Annotated in this window: 15 protein-coding genes; 10 read left to right on the top strand and 5 right to left on the bottom strand. The window is 68.8% G+C overall.

Annotated elements, in window-relative coordinates; translation table 11 throughout:
• Positions 1-74 precede the first annotated feature (74 nt).
• From QH470_RS36295 to QH470_RS36270, 6 genes are all read left to right on the top strand, one after another.
• A complete protein-coding gene (locus QH470_RS36295) occupies positions 75-686 on the top strand; it encodes an HdeD family acid-resistance protein (protein WP_280276923.1) in 612 nt (203 codons plus the stop codon).
• Positions 687-830: 144 nt separating this feature from the next.
• Positions 831-4,499, top strand: a complete 3,669-nt coding sequence (locus QH470_RS36290) for a nitrate reductase subunit alpha (RefSeq protein ID WP_280276922.1) — start codon at positions 831-833, stop codon at positions 4,497-4,499.
• A gap of 43 nt (positions 4,500-4,542) precedes the next feature.
• Positions 4,543-6,210, top strand: a complete 1,668-nt coding sequence (gene narH, locus QH470_RS36285) for a nitrate reductase subunit beta (RefSeq protein ID WP_280276921.1) — start codon at positions 4,543-4,545, stop codon at positions 6,208-6,210.
• Positions 6,207-6,845: a nitrate reductase molybdenum cofactor assembly chaperone gene (gene narJ / locus QH470_RS36280; RefSeq protein ID WP_280276920.1), complete on the top strand. Its 639-nt coding sequence runs from the start codon at positions 6,207-6,209 to the stop codon at positions 6,843-6,845. The genes narH and narJ overlap by 4 nt, the downstream gene beginning before the upstream one ends.
• A complete protein-coding gene (narI, locus tag QH470_RS36275; protein ID WP_280276919.1) occupies positions 6,842-7,579 on the top strand; it encodes a respiratory nitrate reductase subunit gamma in 738 nt (245 codons plus the stop codon). Before narJ ends, narI begins: the two co-directional genes overlap by 4 nt.
• Positions 7,580-7,744: 165 nt before the next feature.
• Positions 7,745-9,313: an FAD-binding oxidoreductase gene (locus tag QH470_RS36270; RefSeq protein WP_280276918.1), complete on the top strand. Its 1,569-nt coding sequence runs from the start codon at positions 7,745-7,747 to the stop codon at positions 9,311-9,313.
• Positions 9,314-9,373: 60 nt separating this feature from the next.
• On the opposite strand, the gene QH470_RS36265 is transcribed toward QH470_RS36270, so the two are convergent.
• Positions 9,374-10,195, bottom strand: a complete 822-nt coding sequence (locus QH470_RS36265) for an NAD(P)H-binding protein (protein WP_280276917.1) — start codon at positions 10,193-10,195, stop codon at positions 9,374-9,376.
• 13 nt (positions 10,196-10,208) lie between these two features.
• Entirely contained in the window at positions 10,209-10,838 is a 630-nt protein-coding gene (locus QH470_RS36260) for a hypothetical protein (protein ID WP_280276916.1), read from the bottom strand.
• Between the two features lie 233 nt (positions 10,839-11,071).
• Between QH470_RS36260 and QH470_RS36255 the strand changes: the two genes are divergently transcribed.
• The 3 genes from QH470_RS36255 (at position 11,072) to QH470_RS36245 (ending at position 12,869) form a co-directional block, all read left to right on the top strand.
• Positions 11,072-11,794, top strand: coding sequence for a 3-keto-5-aminohexanoate cleavage protein (locus tag QH470_RS36255; RefSeq protein WP_280276915.1), 723 nt, complete (start codon positions 11,072-11,074; stop codon positions 11,792-11,794).
• A 172-nt stretch (positions 11,795-11,966) separates the two neighbouring features.
• Positions 11,967-12,179 (top strand): DUF397 domain-containing protein, encoded by a 213-nt coding sequence (locus QH470_RS36250; RefSeq protein ID WP_280276914.1) that lies wholly within the window; start codon positions 11,967-11,969, stop codon positions 12,177-12,179.
• Between the two features lie 69 nt (positions 12,180-12,248).
• On the top strand, positions 12,249-12,869 hold the full coding sequence (locus QH470_RS36245) for a hypothetical protein (protein WP_280276913.1): 621 nt from the start codon (positions 12,249-12,251) through the stop codon (positions 12,867-12,869).
• A gap of 195 nt (positions 12,870-13,064) precedes the next feature.
• Here the strand turns inward: QH470_RS36245 and QH470_RS36240 are convergent, their stop codons facing one another.
• From QH470_RS36240 to QH470_RS36230, 3 genes are all read right to left on the bottom strand, one after another.
• Positions 13,065-13,457: a hypothetical protein gene (locus QH470_RS36240; RefSeq protein WP_280276912.1), complete on the bottom strand. Its 393-nt coding sequence runs from the start codon at positions 13,455-13,457 to the stop codon at positions 13,065-13,067.
• A 2-nt stretch (positions 13,458-13,459) separates the two neighbouring features.
• Positions 13,460-14,284 (bottom strand): SAM-dependent methyltransferase, encoded by an 825-nt coding sequence (locus QH470_RS36235; protein ID WP_280276911.1) that lies wholly within the window; start codon positions 14,282-14,284, stop codon positions 13,460-13,462.
• A gap of 101 nt (positions 14,285-14,385) precedes the next feature.
• Entirely contained in the window at positions 14,386-15,339 is a 954-nt protein-coding gene (locus QH470_RS36230; RefSeq protein WP_280276989.1) for a helix-turn-helix transcriptional regulator, read from the bottom strand.
• Positions 15,340-15,401: 62 nt separating this feature from the next.
• Between QH470_RS36230 and QH470_RS36225 the strand changes: the two genes are divergently transcribed.
• Positions 15,402-16,538 (top strand): epoxide hydrolase family protein, encoded by a 1,137-nt coding sequence (locus QH470_RS36225; RefSeq protein WP_280276910.1) that lies wholly within the window; start codon positions 15,402-15,404, stop codon positions 16,536-16,538.
• Positions 16,539-16,542: the final 4 nt, after the last annotated feature.

Genomic DNA, 16,542 nt, shown 5'->3' with positions numbered 1-16,542 from the left:
CGCCGCGAGCGCCGATCGGACAGCAATATCGCAAATACTCGGCTACTCGACCGGCGCGGTCATATCATTGCGCTATGCCCACTCTCCGAGCCGCGGGGCGTACCGACATGTTCGCCGGCGATGCGTGGCCGGTGGCACTGGCGATCGGCATGGGATCGGTGGTGCTGGGGGTGATGATTCTCGTCTGGCCCGGCAAATCGGTGCCGGTGGCCGGCGCGCTGTTCGGGGCCTGCCTGGTGCTGTCGGCGCTGTGGCAGCTCACGGTGGCGTTCCGGGCGCGCATTGCGGGCGGGCTGCGGTTGCTCGAGTTCGGCACGGCGCTGTTGGCGTCGCTGCTGGCGATGTGGTGCCTGCAGAGCGGCGACTGGCCCTCGGTGCTGGCGCTGGCCGTCGGATTGGGCTGGATCGTGCACGGCGTCGTGCAGGCCGTCGTCGCGGTCTGGACCGACGACATGCCGCGCCGCGGGCGCTTCGAGCTCTACGGTGTGCTCATCGTGGTGGCCGGGGTACTGCTGCTGATCTGGCCCATCGAAACCCTCGCCGCGCTGTCGGTCCCCGTGGGGCTGGGCCAGATCGCCTTGGGCGCCATTCAGATTCAGGCGGCGGTGCGCCTGGAACGGGCCGCGGTACACGAGGAGACCGTCGGCATTCACGGCCTACTGCGCACCGAGCCGAAGACCGGCTGATTCGCGGCGCTCGCCGGAAGTCGTCCCGCAAATGCCGCTCCGGCCCGCGGGGCGCGGGTAACGTTCGCGGAGTTCGTGCGGTTGGTGTTCGATCGCGCGCGTTGCGGCGTCGCCCGGTCGGCAGTCCTCGAGGGAGGCGTGCGCATGGTGCGACTGGACGGCGAACTCACCGACGCCCTGATCGGTGCGCGCCGGTTCTTCACCCGGGCCGAGGTGTCACCGGACAAGCGGACGCTCTACCGGATCGGCGGACGGCAGGCCGACGAGTTCTACCGCGATCGCTGGTCACACGACAAGGTGGTGCGCTCCACGCACGGGGTGAACTGCACCGGGTCCTGTTCCTGGAAGGTGTATGTCAAGGACGGCATCATCACCTGGGAGACCCAGCAGACCGACTATCCCTCGGTCGGACCGGACCGGCCGGAATACGAGCCGCGCGGCTGCCCGCGGGGCGCGGCGTTCTCCTGGTACACCTACTCACCGACCCGCGTGCGGTATCCGTACATCCGCGGCGTGCTGCTGGAGATGTACCGGGAGGCCAAGGCGCGCACGGGAAATCCGGTCGACGCGTGGGCGGCCGTGGTCGAGGACCCGGAGGCGGCGCGGCGCTACAAGAGCCTGCGCGGGCGCGGCGGCCTGGTCCGTGCCACCTGGGACGAGGCCACCGAACTGATCGCCGCCGCGCACGTGCACACCGTCAAGACCTACGGACCGGACCGGATCGCGGGCTTCTCCCCGATTCCGGCGATGTCGATGGTGTCCTACGCGGCCGGTTCGCGATTCGTGTCGCTGCTCGGCGGGGTGATGCTGTCGTTCTACGACTGGTACGCCGACCTGCCGGTGGCCTCGCCGCAGGTGTTCGGAGACCAGACCGACGTGCCGGAATCCGGGGACTGGTGGGACGCCGGATATCTGATCATGTGGGGCTCCAACGTGCCGGTCACCCGCACCCCGGACGCGCATTGGATGGCCGAGGCGCGTTACCGGGGGCAGAAGGTGATCGCGGTCGCGCCCGACTACGCCGACAATGTGAAGTTCGCCGACGAATGGCTGGCCCCGCACCCGGGCACCGACGGCGCGCTGGCGCTGGCGATGGGCCACGTCATCCTGCGCGAGTTCTTCGTCGATCGCACCGAACCGTACTTCCGCGACTACGTGAAGCAGTTCACCGACCTGCCGTTCCTGGTGCGGCTCGACGCCGACGGCGACGACTACCGGCCCGGAAAGTTCCTCACCGCAGCCGATCTCGCGCAGTTCGCCGACCAGGAACACGCCGAGTTCAAGACGGTACTGCTCGACGGCGACGGAAACCCGTTGGCGCCCAACGGCTCTCTCGGCTTCCGCTACGGCGACGAGGGCGCGGGGCGCTGGAACCTCCAACTGGGACAAGCCGATCCGCTACTGACGGTTTACGGCGGAGACACGGTCGCGGTGCGGCTGTCCCGATTCGACGCGCCCGACGGCACCGCCCAGCCCCTGCGGCGCGGAGTGCCCGTCCGGACCGTCGGCGGTCACCTGGTGACTACCGTCTACGACCTGATGCTCGCCCAGTACGGCGTCCACCGCCCGGGGCTGCCCGGCGACTGGCCGGCCGATTACGACGACGCCGGGCAGCCGGGCACACCCGCCTGGCAGGAGACGATCACCGGGGTCCCAGCGGCGGCCGCCGCCCGCATCGGCCGCGAATTCGCCGCCAACGCCGCCGAATCCCAGGGCCGGTCGATGATCATCCTCGGCGCGGGCACCAACCACTGGTTCCACTCCGACACCATCTACCGCACCTTCCTGGCGCTGACCACCCTCACCGGCTGCCAGGGCGTGAACGGCGGCGGCTGGGCGCATTACGTCGGGCAGGAGAAGTGCCGCCCGGTGACCGGCTGGGCGCAGGTCGCGAACGCGCTGGACTGGTCGCGCCCGCCTCGGCAGATGATCCAGACCGCCTACTGGTACCTGCACACCGACCAGTTCCGCTACGACCCGTTCGCCGCCGACACCCTCGCCGGCGCCGCGGCGGGCGGTCGGCTCGCGGGCAAGACCACCGCCGATCTGATCGCGCTGTCGGCTCGGCTGGGCTGGATGCCGTCGTATCCGACCTTCGACCGCAACCCCCTGGATGTGGCCGACGAGGCGGCCGCAGCGGGCGTGCCGGTCGCCGACCACGTGGTGTCGGAATTGACCTCGGGGCGGATGCGTTTCGCGTGCGAGGACCCGGACTCGCCGCAGAATTTTCCGCGGGTGCTCAGCGTGTGGCGGTCGAACCTGCTGGGGTCGTCGGCGAAGGGGGACGAATACTTTCTCCGGCATCTGCTGGGCGCGCAGTCGTCGCTGCGCGCGGAGGAAGCGCCGCCGCACGCCCGGCCGCGCGACGTACGATGGCACGAGCAGGCGCCGGTCGGCAAGCTGGACCTGCTGCTGACCCTGGACTTCCGGATGACCAGCACCACCCTGTACTCCGATGTGGTGCTGCCCGCGGCGACCTGGTACGAGAAACACGACCTGTCGACGACCGACATGCACCCCTTCGTGCACTCGTTCTCCCCGGCGATCGCGCCGCCGTGGCAGGCCCGCACGGATTGGGACGCCTTCCAGGGCATCGGAAAAGCCTTCAGCCGCTTGGCCTTCGACCATCTCGGCAAACGCACCGACGTGGTGGCGGCGCCGCTGCAGCACGACACCCCCGACGAGCTGGCCACCCCGCACGGCGTGGTCCGGGACTGGAAAGCCGGTGAGTGCGCACCGATTCCGGGCCGGACCATGCCGAAGCTGATCGCGGTGGAACGCGACTATCCGGCGGTGGCGACGAAGATGGCGGCGCTGGGCCCGCTGCTGGATACGCTGGGCGCCGCTACCAAGGGCGTCACCTTCGATGTGCGGCACGAGATCGAATACCTGATCGACAAGAACGGTTCGGTGCGTGGCGGTCTCGCCGACGGTCGCCCCCGCCTGGTGCGCGACGTCGACGCCTGCGAGGCGATCCTCGCCCTGTCCGGCACCACCAACGGGCGACTGGCCACCCAGGGCTTCCGAACCCTGGAGCAGCGCACCGGAACCCGGCTGGCCGACCTCGCCGCCGAGCACGAGGGCACCCGGATCTCCTTCGCCGACACCCAGTCCGCGCCGGTGCCGGTGCTCACCTCACCGGAGTGGTCGGGCTCGGAGTCCGGCGGCCGCCGCTACTCGCCGTTCACGCTCAACGTGGAGCGGCACAAGCCCTGGCACACCCTCACCGGGCGCCAGCACTTCTACCTCGACCACGATTGGATGGCCGAGATGGGGGAGCAGCTTCCGGTGTTCCGGCCGCCGCTGAACATGACCGCGCTGTTCTCCGAGCCCACGCTGGGCTCCACCGGGGAGCACGGCCTCACCCTGCGCTACCTGACGCCGCATTCGAAGTGGTCGATCCACTCCGAGTACCAGGACAACCTGTTCATGCTGAGCCTGTCCCGCGGCGGCCCCACCATCTGGATGTCCGATCGCGACGCCGCGAAAATCGGTGTCGCGGACAACGATTGGATCGAGGCGGTGAACCGCAACGGGGTGGTGGTGGCGCGGGCGGTCGTGTCGCACCGGATGCCCGAGGGCACCGTGTACATGCACCACGCCCAGGACCGGGTGGTGGACGTGCCGATCGCGGAGACCTCCGGGCAGCGCGGCGGCATCCACAATTCGCTGACCCGGCTGCTGATCAAACCCACCCATCTCATCGGCGGGTACGCCCAATTGTCCTACGCGTTCAACTATCTCGGCCCGACCGGCAACCAGCGCGACGAGATCACCGTCATCCGCCGCCGTGGCCAGGAGGTGCGGTACTGATGCCGGCCACCGTCGCGTCCCGGCAGACCAGGAGGTGCGTGCGATGAAACCCATGGCGCAGCTGGCGATGGTGATGAACCTCGACAAATGCATCGGCTGCCACACCTGCTCGGTGACCTGCAAACAGACCTGGACCAACCGTGCGGGCGTCGAGTACGTCTGGTTCAACAACGTGGAAACCCGCCCGGGACAGGGATATCCGCGTACCTACGAAGATCAGGGGCGGTGGCGGGGCGGCTGGACGCTGGATCGGCGCGGGCGGTTGCGATTGCGCGGCGGGGGCCGGCTGCGCAAGCTGCTCACCATCTTCGACAATCCGATCCTGCCCGAACTCGCCGACTACTACGAGCCGTGGACCTACGACTACGACACCCTCACCTCCGCCCCCGTGCAGCGGCACACGCCGGTGGCGCGGCCCAAGTCGCTCATCACCGGGAAGGACACCAAGGTCACCTGGTCGGCCAACTGGGACGACAACCTCGGCGGCGCACCGGAACTCGCGCGCCGCGACCCGCTGCTGGCGGCGCTGAGCGAGCAGGTGCGCTTCGAGTTCGAGCACACCTTCATGTTCTATCTGCCGCGTATCTGCGAGCACTGCCTCAATCCCTCGTGTGTGGCGTCGTGCCCGTCCGGTGCGATCTACAAGCGCAGCGAGGACGGCATCGTGCTGGTCGACCAGGACCGGTGCCGGGGCTGGCGGATGTGCGTGTCGGGTTGCCCGTACAAGAAGGTGTACTTCAATCACCGCACCGGCAAGGCAGAGAAGTGCACGTTCTGCTTTCCGCGCACCGAGGTCGGGCTGCCGACGGTATGCGCGGAGACCTGTGTGGGGCGGCTGCGCTACATCGGGCTCATGCTCTACGACGCCGACAAGGTGCTCGACATCGCGAGCACACCCGACGAGCACGATCTGTACGCGGCACAGCGCGACGCCTTCCTCGACCCGAACGATCCGGAGGTGATCGCCGCATGCGAGCGGGCGGGCATCCCGCGCGACTGGGTCCAGGCCGCGCAGCGTTCGCCGGTGTACGCGCTGATCAACACGTACCGGGTGGCGCTGCCGCTGCATCCGGAATACCGCACGGTGCCGATGGTCTGGTACATCCCGCCGCTGTCGCCGGTGGTCGACGCGCTGCGTGAGACCGGGCACGACGCGGAGGAACACCGCAACCTGTTCGCCGCCATCGAGGCGCTGCGGATTCCGGTCGGGTACCTGGCGGAACTGTTCACCGCCGGTGACGTCGCCCCGGTCGAGGCGGTACTGCGCAGGCTCGCCGCGATGCGCAGCTACATGCGTGACATCAACCTCGGCCGCGAGACCCGACCCGAGATCGCCGAGCGGGTGGGCATGAGCGCCGAACAGCTCTACGACATGTATCGCCTGCTGGCACTGGCCAAATACGACGAGCGGTACGTGATCCCGGCCGCGCACGCGGAACAGGCGCAGGGCCTGGAGGAGTCGGCCACCGGGTGCAGTCTGGACTACGACGGGGGTCCGGGCATGGACGGGTGGGGGCCGTTCGGCGAGAGTTCCGGCGGCACGACACCGGTCGCGGTGGAGAACTTCCGGATGTTGCGCGATCGGCAGACCCGCGACACCGAATCCGCGCCGGTCGTCAAGTCCGGCCGGATCAACCTGCTCAACTGGGACGGACGCGGCACGCCCGAGGGGCTGCTGCCGCCCAGAACCGGAGGGAGGCACCGCAAATGAACCTCCGCACCACGGAGCGCGCCGCCGCGTGGCAGGTGCAGTCGCTGCTGCTGGGCTACCCGGACGAGACGCTGCTCGCGCGGCGTTCCCTCGTCCGGCGGGCGGCGGGCGCGCTGCCGCCCGCGGTCGGTGCGCCGTTGCAGGCGCTGCTGAACCACCTCGACAGCACCGAACCGCTCGCGCTGGCCACCGAATACGTCGACACCTTCGACCATCGCAAACGGTTCAGCCCCTACCTGACCTACTTCCTGTACGGCGATACCCGCAAGCGCGGGATGGCGCTGCTGCGGTTCAAGCAGGCGTACCGGGCGGCGGGCATGGTCCTCGACGACGCCGAACTGCCCGACCACCTCGCCGTCGTACTGGAGTTCGCCGCCGCGAACATCGAAGCGGGACTGGAACTCCTGATCGAGTACCGGGTGGGGGTGGAGCTGATGCGGCTCGGCCTGCGCGAGGCCGGATCGCCGTGGGCGGCAGTGCTCGATTCCGTCGCTGCCACCTTGCCGTCGCTGCCCGGACGCGACCGAGACGTGCTCGCCCGCCTGATCGCCGAGGGCCCGCCGGGGGAGGAGGTCGGGCTCGAGCCGTTCGCGCCGCCGTCGTACATGCCCGCCCCGACCGGAGGACGCCGATGACACCGAGCGCCACCGACATTCTGCTGTGGGTCGCCGTGCCCTATGCGGCGCTGGGTATCTGCCTGGTCGGGCACGTCTGGCGGTATCGGTACGACAAGTTCGGCTGGACCACGCGTTCGTCGCAGCTGTACGAGAGCCGGTTGTTGCGGCTGGGCAGCCCGCTGTTCCACTACGGGATCGTGCTCGTCGTCCTCGGGCATGTGCTGGGACTGGTGCTTCCGGAGTCGTGGACCGAGGCGATCGGGGTGAGCGAGGGCCTGTATCACGCGGTGTCGTTCACGCTGGGGACCGTCGCGGGTGTGGCGACCGTGCTGGGGCTGGCGATTCTGATCTACCGGCGGCGCACGGTCGGGCCGGTGTTCTCGGCTACCACGCGCAACGACAAGATCATGTATCTGCTGCTCGGGCTGAGCCTGGCGCTTGGGCTGGGGACCACGCTGTACTACACACTCAGCGGGCAGGTGCACGATTACCGGCAGGATGTGGCGCCCTGGTTCCGGTCCATCTTCACTTTCCGGCCCGAACCCGAACTCATGGCCGGCGCGCCGCTGGGCTTCCGGTTGCATGCGTTGGCGGCGTGCGCGCTGTTCGCGTTCTGGCCGTTCAGTCGTCTGGTGCATGTGTGGTCGGCCCCGGTGGGCTATCTGACCCGGCCTTACCTCGTGTATCGCAGCCGCGACGAGGCGCTGGGGACGCACCGGCCGCCGCGCGGCTGGGAACGGGTGGGGCCGTAGCGATTACATGGTCGGTGCAGTCGCTGCAACATAGCGCGGGGTGCCGGAACGACGGTGAGAGGTTTGTGGGTGTGCGGAGCCGGGCACGCCTTGCGGGATGGCTGAGTCGGTCGCACGTCTGCTCGACGTAGTTGCTGGAAGGTTGTCGCGCAAAGGGGGCGTTGCATGTCATTGTCGCGTCGTGGGTTCGTCGGTGCTGCCGCCGTGGGTGGTCTTGCCGCACTCGCCGGGGTGCCGACGACGCGAGCGGCCGAACCTCGCACGGTGCTGCCGGGCGACCCGGAGTATGCCGCGCTGACCCTGCGTGGATACAACCGGCGGTTCGTGGCGCAGCCGCAACGGATCTACGTACCGGAGACAACCGACCAGGTCGCGGACGCGGTGGCGCGGTGTGTGCACGGCGGGCTGCGGATCGCGGTGCGGTCCGGCGGGCACTGTTTCGATGGCTTCGTCGACGACCCGGGGACGCAGGGCTTGATCGATCTGGGGCGGATGAACGAGATCCGCTGGGACGAACGGTATCGCGCCTTCTCCCTCGGCGCGGGAGCGGAATTGAGCGCGGTGTATCCGGCGCTCGCGCGGTGGGGCGTCACCGTGCCCGCGGGCATCTGCAAGGGCGTGGGCGTGGGCGGGCACATCAGCGGCGGCGGATATGGTCCGCTGTCGCGGCGGCTGGGTCTGGTTGCCGATCACCTGTATGGCGTGGAGATCGTCACGGTGACGGCGGACGGGACGGTCCGGCCGGTGGTGGCGACCCGGGACGGCCCGCACCGCGACCTGTGGTGGGCGCACACCGGCGGTGGCGGGGGCAATTTCGGCGTGGTGACTCGATTCCTGTTGCGGTCGCCGGAGGGTGGCGGGGAGCCGGAACGCGCACTGCCCCGGCCGCCCGCGACCATGACGACCGCGCGGCTGGTGCTTCCGGCGACCACCGAGGAATCGTTCGCCCGGTTCCTCGGGAACTACCTGGACTTCCATGCGCGACACCGCGATCCGGGCAATCGGTTCGCGGATCTCTACGCGCCGCTGAGCGTGCACCCGCTACCGGCCGCGTATACCGAAATCCTTCTGCTGATGGATGCGGACGCGCCGGACGCGTCCGCGCGGCTGGAGGAGTTCGTCGCGGTCGTCGGCGACGGTGTGCGGCCTCGCCCGATGCTGCAACCGGCCACCGTCGCGAGTTACCCGGAGACGGTCGAGAAGTCGTACTACGCCAGGGCGCCGGAGCCGCCGCGGGTGAAGATCAAGGCCGCGTATCTGCGCCAGCCGTACACCGCCGAGCAGCTGCGAATCTGCTACCGCCGCATGGCCGATCCGCGCTGCTTCGGCGAATCGGTCCTCGAGTTCCTGCCCTTCGGCGGCGCGATCAACGCCGTCGCGCCCGAGGCCACCGCGATGGCGGCGCGGGATTCGTTCATGAAGATGCTCATCCACGCGGCTTGGCGGCTGCCCGCCGACGACGAGCGGCAGCTCGCCTGGGCTCGGGAAATGTATCGCGATCTGTACGCGGGCACGGGTGGTGTGCCGGTCCCCGACGAACGTAACGGCGGCAGCTACATCAACTATCCGGATCCCGATCTCGCCGACCCGCGCTGGAACAGGTCCGGTGTTCCGTGGTCCGCCTTCTACTACGGACCGAACTACGCGCGGCTGCAGCGGGTGAAGGCGGAGTGGGACCCGAAAAACCTGTTCCGCCATCAGCTTTCGGTGGAGTTGCCCGCGGGCGGCGGGTGAGCACGGTATATCCGGGCATCGCGCGGTCGGCACTCCGGCATGCCACAGGACGGAATCCGCTCAGCGGAACAGGTCGGCGTGGGCCGCGGCCCACTCGGTGAAGGTGCGTGGCGGGCGGCCCGTGACTCGTTCCACGGTGTCGCGGACGACGGATTCATCGATCGCGCCCTCGACGTAGAAGTCGAAGAAGGCGTCCACGTATTCGGGTGGGGTGGTCTGCAGCAGTTCGGCGCGCGTCTCCTCGTTGCTGAGTTCGACGCAGGTCAGATCGCGGGACAGGACATTGCTGAGCACCGCGATCTGCTCGGCCGGACGCAGCGCCTCCGGTCCGGTGGGCCACAGGATCTCGCCGTGATGGCGGTCGGTCAGCAATGCCCGTGCGGCGACCGCGGCCAGGTCGGCCGGATCGAGGGCGGCCACGGCGACGGTGGGGAACTGGGCGCGAACCACGTCCCCGGCGCGCAACTGGGGGAGCCAGCGCAGGGCGTTGGACATGAAGGCCGATGGGCGCAGGATCGTCCAGGTCGGGCCGGAGCCGGTCACTTCCTCCTCGGAGGCGGCCATGTAGCGCGTGACGGCGTTGCCGAGATTGCCGGTGCCCGCCGACGTGCCCGACAGCAGCACCACGTGCTCCACTCCCGACTTGGCCGCTGCCGCAACGGCTCCCGGGTAGCCCGGCAGTACGAACGCCGCCCGCACACCGTCGAACACCGGGCCGAGCGTGCCCGGCGCGGTGAGGTCTCCGGCCACGGCCTCGACCCCGGCGGGCAGCGTGGCGCGTGCCGGGTCGCGCACCAGGGCACGGACCGATTCACCCGCCGCGGCCAGGGCCGTGACCAACTCACCACCGATATTGCCGGTCGCACCGGTCACCAGATACATGACTGTCCCTTTGTCATTGTCGCGGCCACTGCGGCGGAGGCGGCTGATGCTGACCCGGATAACCGGCGGGTGGCTGTCCGCCCATCGGCGGCTGGGGCCAGGCGTTCGGTGGCTGTTGCGGCCAGGCGCCCGCGGCGGGTTGCTGTTGTCCGCCGCCGGACGTCGCGGCCAGGACGAGCGCGATGATGGCGACGAGGGCGGTGAGCGCGGCCGGGATCGTCAGCCAGCCGCCGTGCGCCCACAGTCCGCCGAAGCGGCGGGTGCTCTTGTCCAGGGCCGTGAGGATGTAGCCGAAGGCCGGGGTGAAGACCATGCCCGCGGCGACCGCACCGAGGACTCGGCCGGGCATCGCCTTGCCACCGGCGAGGATCAGGATCGCCGCCGCGATGGCGGCGATGACGGCCAGGATGAAAGTAGCGTTGCCCCAGAGGAATTCGCCGTAATGGGCGGAAAGCCAGATGATCCGCACCGCGTGCAGGAGCGAGGTGAGGAGCAGGAAGACGACGGCCAGCACATCGGCGCCGCTCCGGCCGCCGGGGCGCTGGGGCGGACCCGGCTGCCACACCGGACTCCCCGCCGGTGCGCCCCATCCCGGACCCGGCGGGTTGTGCTGTGGTGGTCCGGGCGGGAACGGTTGGCCCATTACGTCGAACTCCCCTCGCTGTACGGTAACTCGAAGCAGACTATGCGATTCCGGCGTTCGGGGCGGGGTGAGCGGATCGGGGCGCCGGCAGCCCACGCTGTCGGTGTGCGTGGCCGTCGCTGTCACCGAGGGCTGCGTGGTGCCGGGGTGGTCGTCCGCGGGCGCGTTGAATTCCGGTTCGCGGCACGCTCGATCAGCGCGAGTTCGGCCACCCGCCGCGCTACGATCGCGCTGTGCTGCAGGTCTGCCCCAATGGTGCGCGCCGGCGTTCGGAGTGCGCCGGGCTTCCGATGTCCGCGGCAGAACTCGCCGTCGCTGCCCGTGAGGCCGTCGAGGCCGGTGCCGAAGATATCCACCTGCATCCGAAGCGTCCCGACGGCCGAGACACTTTGCACGCGAGCGTCGTCGCCGACGTGCTCGACCGGGTGCGTGCCGCGGTGCCGGGTATCCCCGTCGGCGTCACCACCGGCGTCTGGGCCGAGCCAGACCCGCAGCGCCGCGCCGACGCTGTCCGGGCCTGGACGGTGCTGCCCGACCACGCGTCGGTGAATTGGCACGAGCCCGGCGCGGACCTGGTCGCGGCGGCGCTGCTCGACATGGGCGTCGGCATCGAGGCGGGCCTGTACTCCGGCACCGCCGGCGCCGACCGCTTCCGCCGCTCACCCCACGCCCCCCACGTCCTGCGCATCCTCGCCGAGGTCATCGACACCGACCCCGACACCGCCCCCGCAGCCGCCCGCGCCCTCCTCGCCCAACTAGGCCCCGACCTCCCCGCCCCCATCCTCCTGCACGGCGAGAACAACAGCGCCTGGCCCGTCCTACACCTGGCCGCCCGCCTAGGCCTCGACACCCGCATCGGCCTGGAAGACGTCCTACACGACCCCGCCGGAAAACCGGTGCAGGGCAACGCAATCCTGGTCCGGGTGGCCCGGGAAGCGCTGACCACGCAGCCTTGAGGCTCGGCCGACCTTGGGGTACACCTCGGGTTCATTTGGAAGGATACGGCGGGGGAAGGTTCATAGACGATGCCGAGTAGGTTAGCTACTTTCAGGGCGCATTCGAGCATGAAAAGCAAGTAGCGTTGACAACTTCCGCTACTCGTAAGTTCATAGCCGGTTTGGCGAAGGAATGGAGCACAAAGTGAGCACGGAAGATCTCGAGTGGCGAGTATCGCGCTTCTCGGACAATGAGACGTGTGTGGAGGTCGCAGGCTTGTCCGATGGTGACGTGCTGATTCGCAACTCCAACGCTCGTGATGCTGGGACCCTAGCGTTTACACGGGCGGAATTCTCCGCGTGGATCAGAGGTTGCGCCGCAGGAGAATTCGATGACCTGATGTAGTCCAACGAAACCAGGGGCTGTCTTCGAGGGCAGATTGTGGGAGTCGCTCAGATGTGAAGGAGGCCCGTAATGGCGGGACGTCAACTGTCCGTGGAGGAATGTGATCGGCTTTGGCAGGCGTGGACTCCTGCCGAGGTGGCGGAACGGCTGTCGGGTGTTGCGCCGTGCTGGTATGTGGCGGCCGGGTGGGCGTTGGATCTGTTCGTCGGCGGGCTCGGGCGGGAGCACTCCGATCTCGAAATCGGGGTTCCGCGTGGACGATTCGCCGAGATCGTGGATGCGTTTCCCGGTTACGAATGGGATGTCGTCGGCGACGGGCAGGTCTGGCCGTTTCCCGAGGAAGCGGACAATCAACATCAGACGTGGTTGCGTGAGCCGGAGAGTGGACTGTACCGCCTGGACGTCTTTCGTGAGCCGCACCGCGGGGGTAGATGGGTGTGCCGCCGCGACGACTCGATCACCCTGCCCTTCGACGAACTGATCCGCCACACCGCCGACGGCATCCCCTACGCAATCCCCGAAGCCGTACTCCTGTTCAAGGCAAAAGCCCGCCGCCCCAAGGACGAATCCGACTTCCTGCGCGCCCTACCCGCCCTGAACCTATCCCAACGATCCCGCCTGTCCGACTGGCTGTCCCGAGTGCACCCGGGCCACCCGTGGCTGGAGGCGCTGTCGACTGGCACGCAATAGACATCGCCCGGTCTGTCTACAGGCGCGCCTCTTCGTAGCGCTCTGTGGTGTCGAACCCCTGTGCCACAACGTGTTCGGCATACTCGAGCGAGGACGGCCGAGACGGTCTCGACGATCATTCGATACCGATCACCGATGGCGCGGCGTGCGCACACCGCACACGACCCGGTCGCGGTCTGAGTGAATCTTTGGGACTCACACGTAGGCGTCGAATGCCTCGTCGATCGCACCGTCGAGGATGCAGAGGGTGGTGTAGGAAATCTGTTCGATCCAGTTCTCCAACCGGGAGACGTCTTCGCCGGTGATGAGGTTGTTGCTACGCAGCATCCCCCCGGGCGACGTTCCCCACGCCCGGCCGAAGTGACAGATCGCCCAGAGCGCTCCGACTACCTCGCGGTCGACGATGTCACTTTGCAGATCGTCGGTGAGTGCCCGCAGGCAACCCATCACGGAATGGAAATTCTCTTCGTGCAAACCGCGATAGGGGCGGAGCATGCCGAGAAACCCTTGCTCCCAGCGCGGATCGTGGACGTCGGGATGCGCGCCGCTGTGGAACAGCAGCAGCTCACGGGCGGCGTCCGGTGTCACGGCTACTTCTTGCGGGCCAGGGCGCAGGAGATCAGGTGCTCCCATATGGTCAGTTCGCGTTCGGTCACTCCTATCGTGTCGACGCCCTCGGCGGGGGCGGCCGGGCGCCACTGGGGGCAGAAGGCCAGGCCGGGCTCCAGGATCTCCATGTCGTCGCCGAACAGGGACAGGATCTCGTCGTCGGTGCGCCATCGGCCGCGGCCGAAGGTTTCCTGCAGTTTGCTCTCGGCGACCTTGGTCTCCTCGTTGTGGCCGGAGCGGAAGTGCGAGATGTAGACCTCGCTGCCCGACGGCACCCGATCGACCCACCACCGCACCAGCTCGCCCGGGTCCTCGTCGTCGTTGAGGTGGTGCAGGATCGCGCTGAAGATGACACCGACCGGCTGGTCGAAATCGATCAGCCGCCGCACGTCGGGGTGCTCCCGAATGTCCTGCGGCGCACGTAGATCGGCCTGGACCACCGCGGTGTTGTCGTCGGTCTCCAGCAGCGCCCGGCCGTGCGCCAGCACGATCGGGTCGTTGTCGATGTAGGCGACCCGCGCCTCGGGCGCGTGGTGCTGCGCCACCTGGTGCACATTGTCGGCGGTGGGCAGCCCGCTGCCCATGTCGACGAACTGCCTGATGCCGTCGCGCGCCATGTCGCCGACGGCCCGGATGAGGGCCTGCCGGTTGGCGTAGGCGATGGCGACCGAACCCGGCAGGTCCTTGATGAAGTAGTCGCCGATCCGGCGATCGGCCTCGTAGTTGTCGCGGCCGCCGAGCAGGTAGTCGTAGACCCGAGCAATGCTCGGTGTCGACTGGTCCACACCCGTGATGCTCTCGGTCATCCGACTCACCCCTGTCCGATGCTGCTGTCGATTGCATCGTAGGAGACCCGGCGTATCCGGGTGAACGCTTCCGGGCATACCGTTGCCCGCCGAGGGATCTGTCAGTCGGGCACGGCGGCTCGGCACCGATCACCCAGTGTGCGAACGGCTTCGGCGAGTTCGGGCGGCCCGGTGACGGTGAAGTCGACATCGAGCGAGGTGATCATCCAGGTCAGCGACCACGGTGTGTCGGCACCGAGGTGCAGCAGGCACGACGTGTCGTCCACGGCCTCCAGCACGCCCATGCCCGGCCAGATCCGGTCGGCGAGGTCGTCGGCCGATCGGTGCAGCACGACTGTCGCCCGCCACGACCACGCCGCGTCCGACAGCCGCCCGGCCAGATAGGCGACGACGTCGCCGCCGGGTAGCTCCCGCGGCGTGAACCGGGGTCCGGTCGGGATCTTGGGCCGCAGCCGATCGATCCGGAACGATCGCCAGTCGTGCCGCCCGACATCCCACGCGACCAGATACCAATGCCTGCTGAAGTTGACGACCGCGACCGGCTCGGTATCCCGGATCGACTGCCGCCCACCGTGATCGGTGTAGTCGAACCGGATCCGCTCGCGCCGGTCGCATGCCTCGGACAAGGCGATCAGGACATCGGGATCGACCCGCGGCGCGGCCCCGCCGACCCGCACGACGGACCGCTGCAGCGCGGCGAGCCGATGCCGCAGCCGCGACGGCAGCAGCTGCTCCAGTTTGGCCAGCGACCGCAGCGACGCCTGCTCGATCCCCTCGACCGTCCCGCCGGCGACCGTGCGCAGCCCGACCGTGACGGCCAGGGCCTCCTCGTCGTCGAGCAGCAGCGGCGGCAGCGCCGACCCCGCGCCCAGCCGATAGCCCGCGGTGCCGCGTTCGGCGTGCACCGGATAGCCGAGTTCCCGCAGCCGATCGATATCGCGACGCAGGGTGCGGACGCCGACCCCGAGCTGCTCGGCCAGTTCCGCGCCGGATCGGCTCCGGTGTTCCTGCAACAGCGACAGCAGGCGCAGCAGCCGTGCGGAGGTGTCCAACATGGTCTCCAGCATGCCGCACGGTTAGGACCGGAATCGACCTAACCGAGTCGTAGCGTTCAGGTATGACGAATCCCCAGCCTTTCCGGATCGATATCCCACAGCACGACATCGACGATCTCGTCACCCGCCTCGCCGCCACCCGGTGGCCCGCGGAACTGCCCGGTGTCGGATGGGAGTACGGCATCCCGACCGGTTACGTGCGCGAGCTGGCGGACTACTGGCGCAACGATTTCGATTGGCGGCGGCAGGAGGCGGCACTGAACGCCCACCCCCAGTTCGTCACCGACATCGACGGGCAGCGCCTACATTTCACGCACGTGCGATCCGCCGTCCCGGACGCCTTGCCACTGGTACTGGTGCACGGCTGGCCCTTCGCCGACTTCCGGGCGCTGATCGGTCCGCTCACCGATCCCGCCGCGCACGGCGGCGACCCCGCCGACGCGTTCGATCTGGTCATCCCGACCCTGCCGGGATTCGGATTCTCCGGCCCCACCCGGGCACCGGGGGAGGCCGCGACGGAACGCTCCGCCGAACTGATCGCGAAGCTGATGGCGCGACTCGGTTACGCCCGCTACGGCGCGCAGGGTGGCGACGCCGGATCGTTCGTCGCACCGCAACTCGGCCGCATCGACGGCGAACACGTCGCGGGCGTGCACCTCAACGACCCGATCACCATTCCGTCCTGGGACGACGACGGCTCCGGCTACAGCACGGACGATCAGGCGAAACTGGCCGAGCTGCAGGACTGGAACAGCTCGCAGACCTCCGGCTACGCGGGCATCCACGCCACCCGTCCGCAGACCTTGGCCCCGGCCGTCAACGATTCGCCCGCGGGCCTGCTGGCCTGGGTGCTCGACGTCGTGCACACCTACATGGACCCGGCCAAGGACCTGCCCGACGAGGCGATCGATCGAGACCTGCTGCTCACCGATGTCAGCATCCTCTGGTTCACCGGAACCATCGGCTCGTCCATGCTGCTGTACAAGGAATCTCGGCAGTGGGGCGCGGACCTGCCGAGTTCCGGGGTGCCGACCGGCGTCGCGGTATTCCCGGGCGCGGGGACCATCCGGGGGATCGCCGAGAAGCAGAATTCCGTCGTGCACTGGTCGCGCTTCGAGCGCGGCGGGCACTTCGCGTCGATGGAGGCGCCGGATCTGCTGCTCGAGGATCTGCGCGTGTTCTTCCGGACGGTCCGCTGAGGTT

It is taken from the genome of Nocardia wallacei (assembly GCF_029868745.1).
GTDB lineage: Bacteria > Actinomycetota > Actinomycetes > Mycobacteriales > Mycobacteriaceae > Nocardia > Nocardia wallacei_B.
Note: the sequence above shows the minus strand (reverse complement) of the source record. Positions and strands in the feature narration are given on the sequence as shown.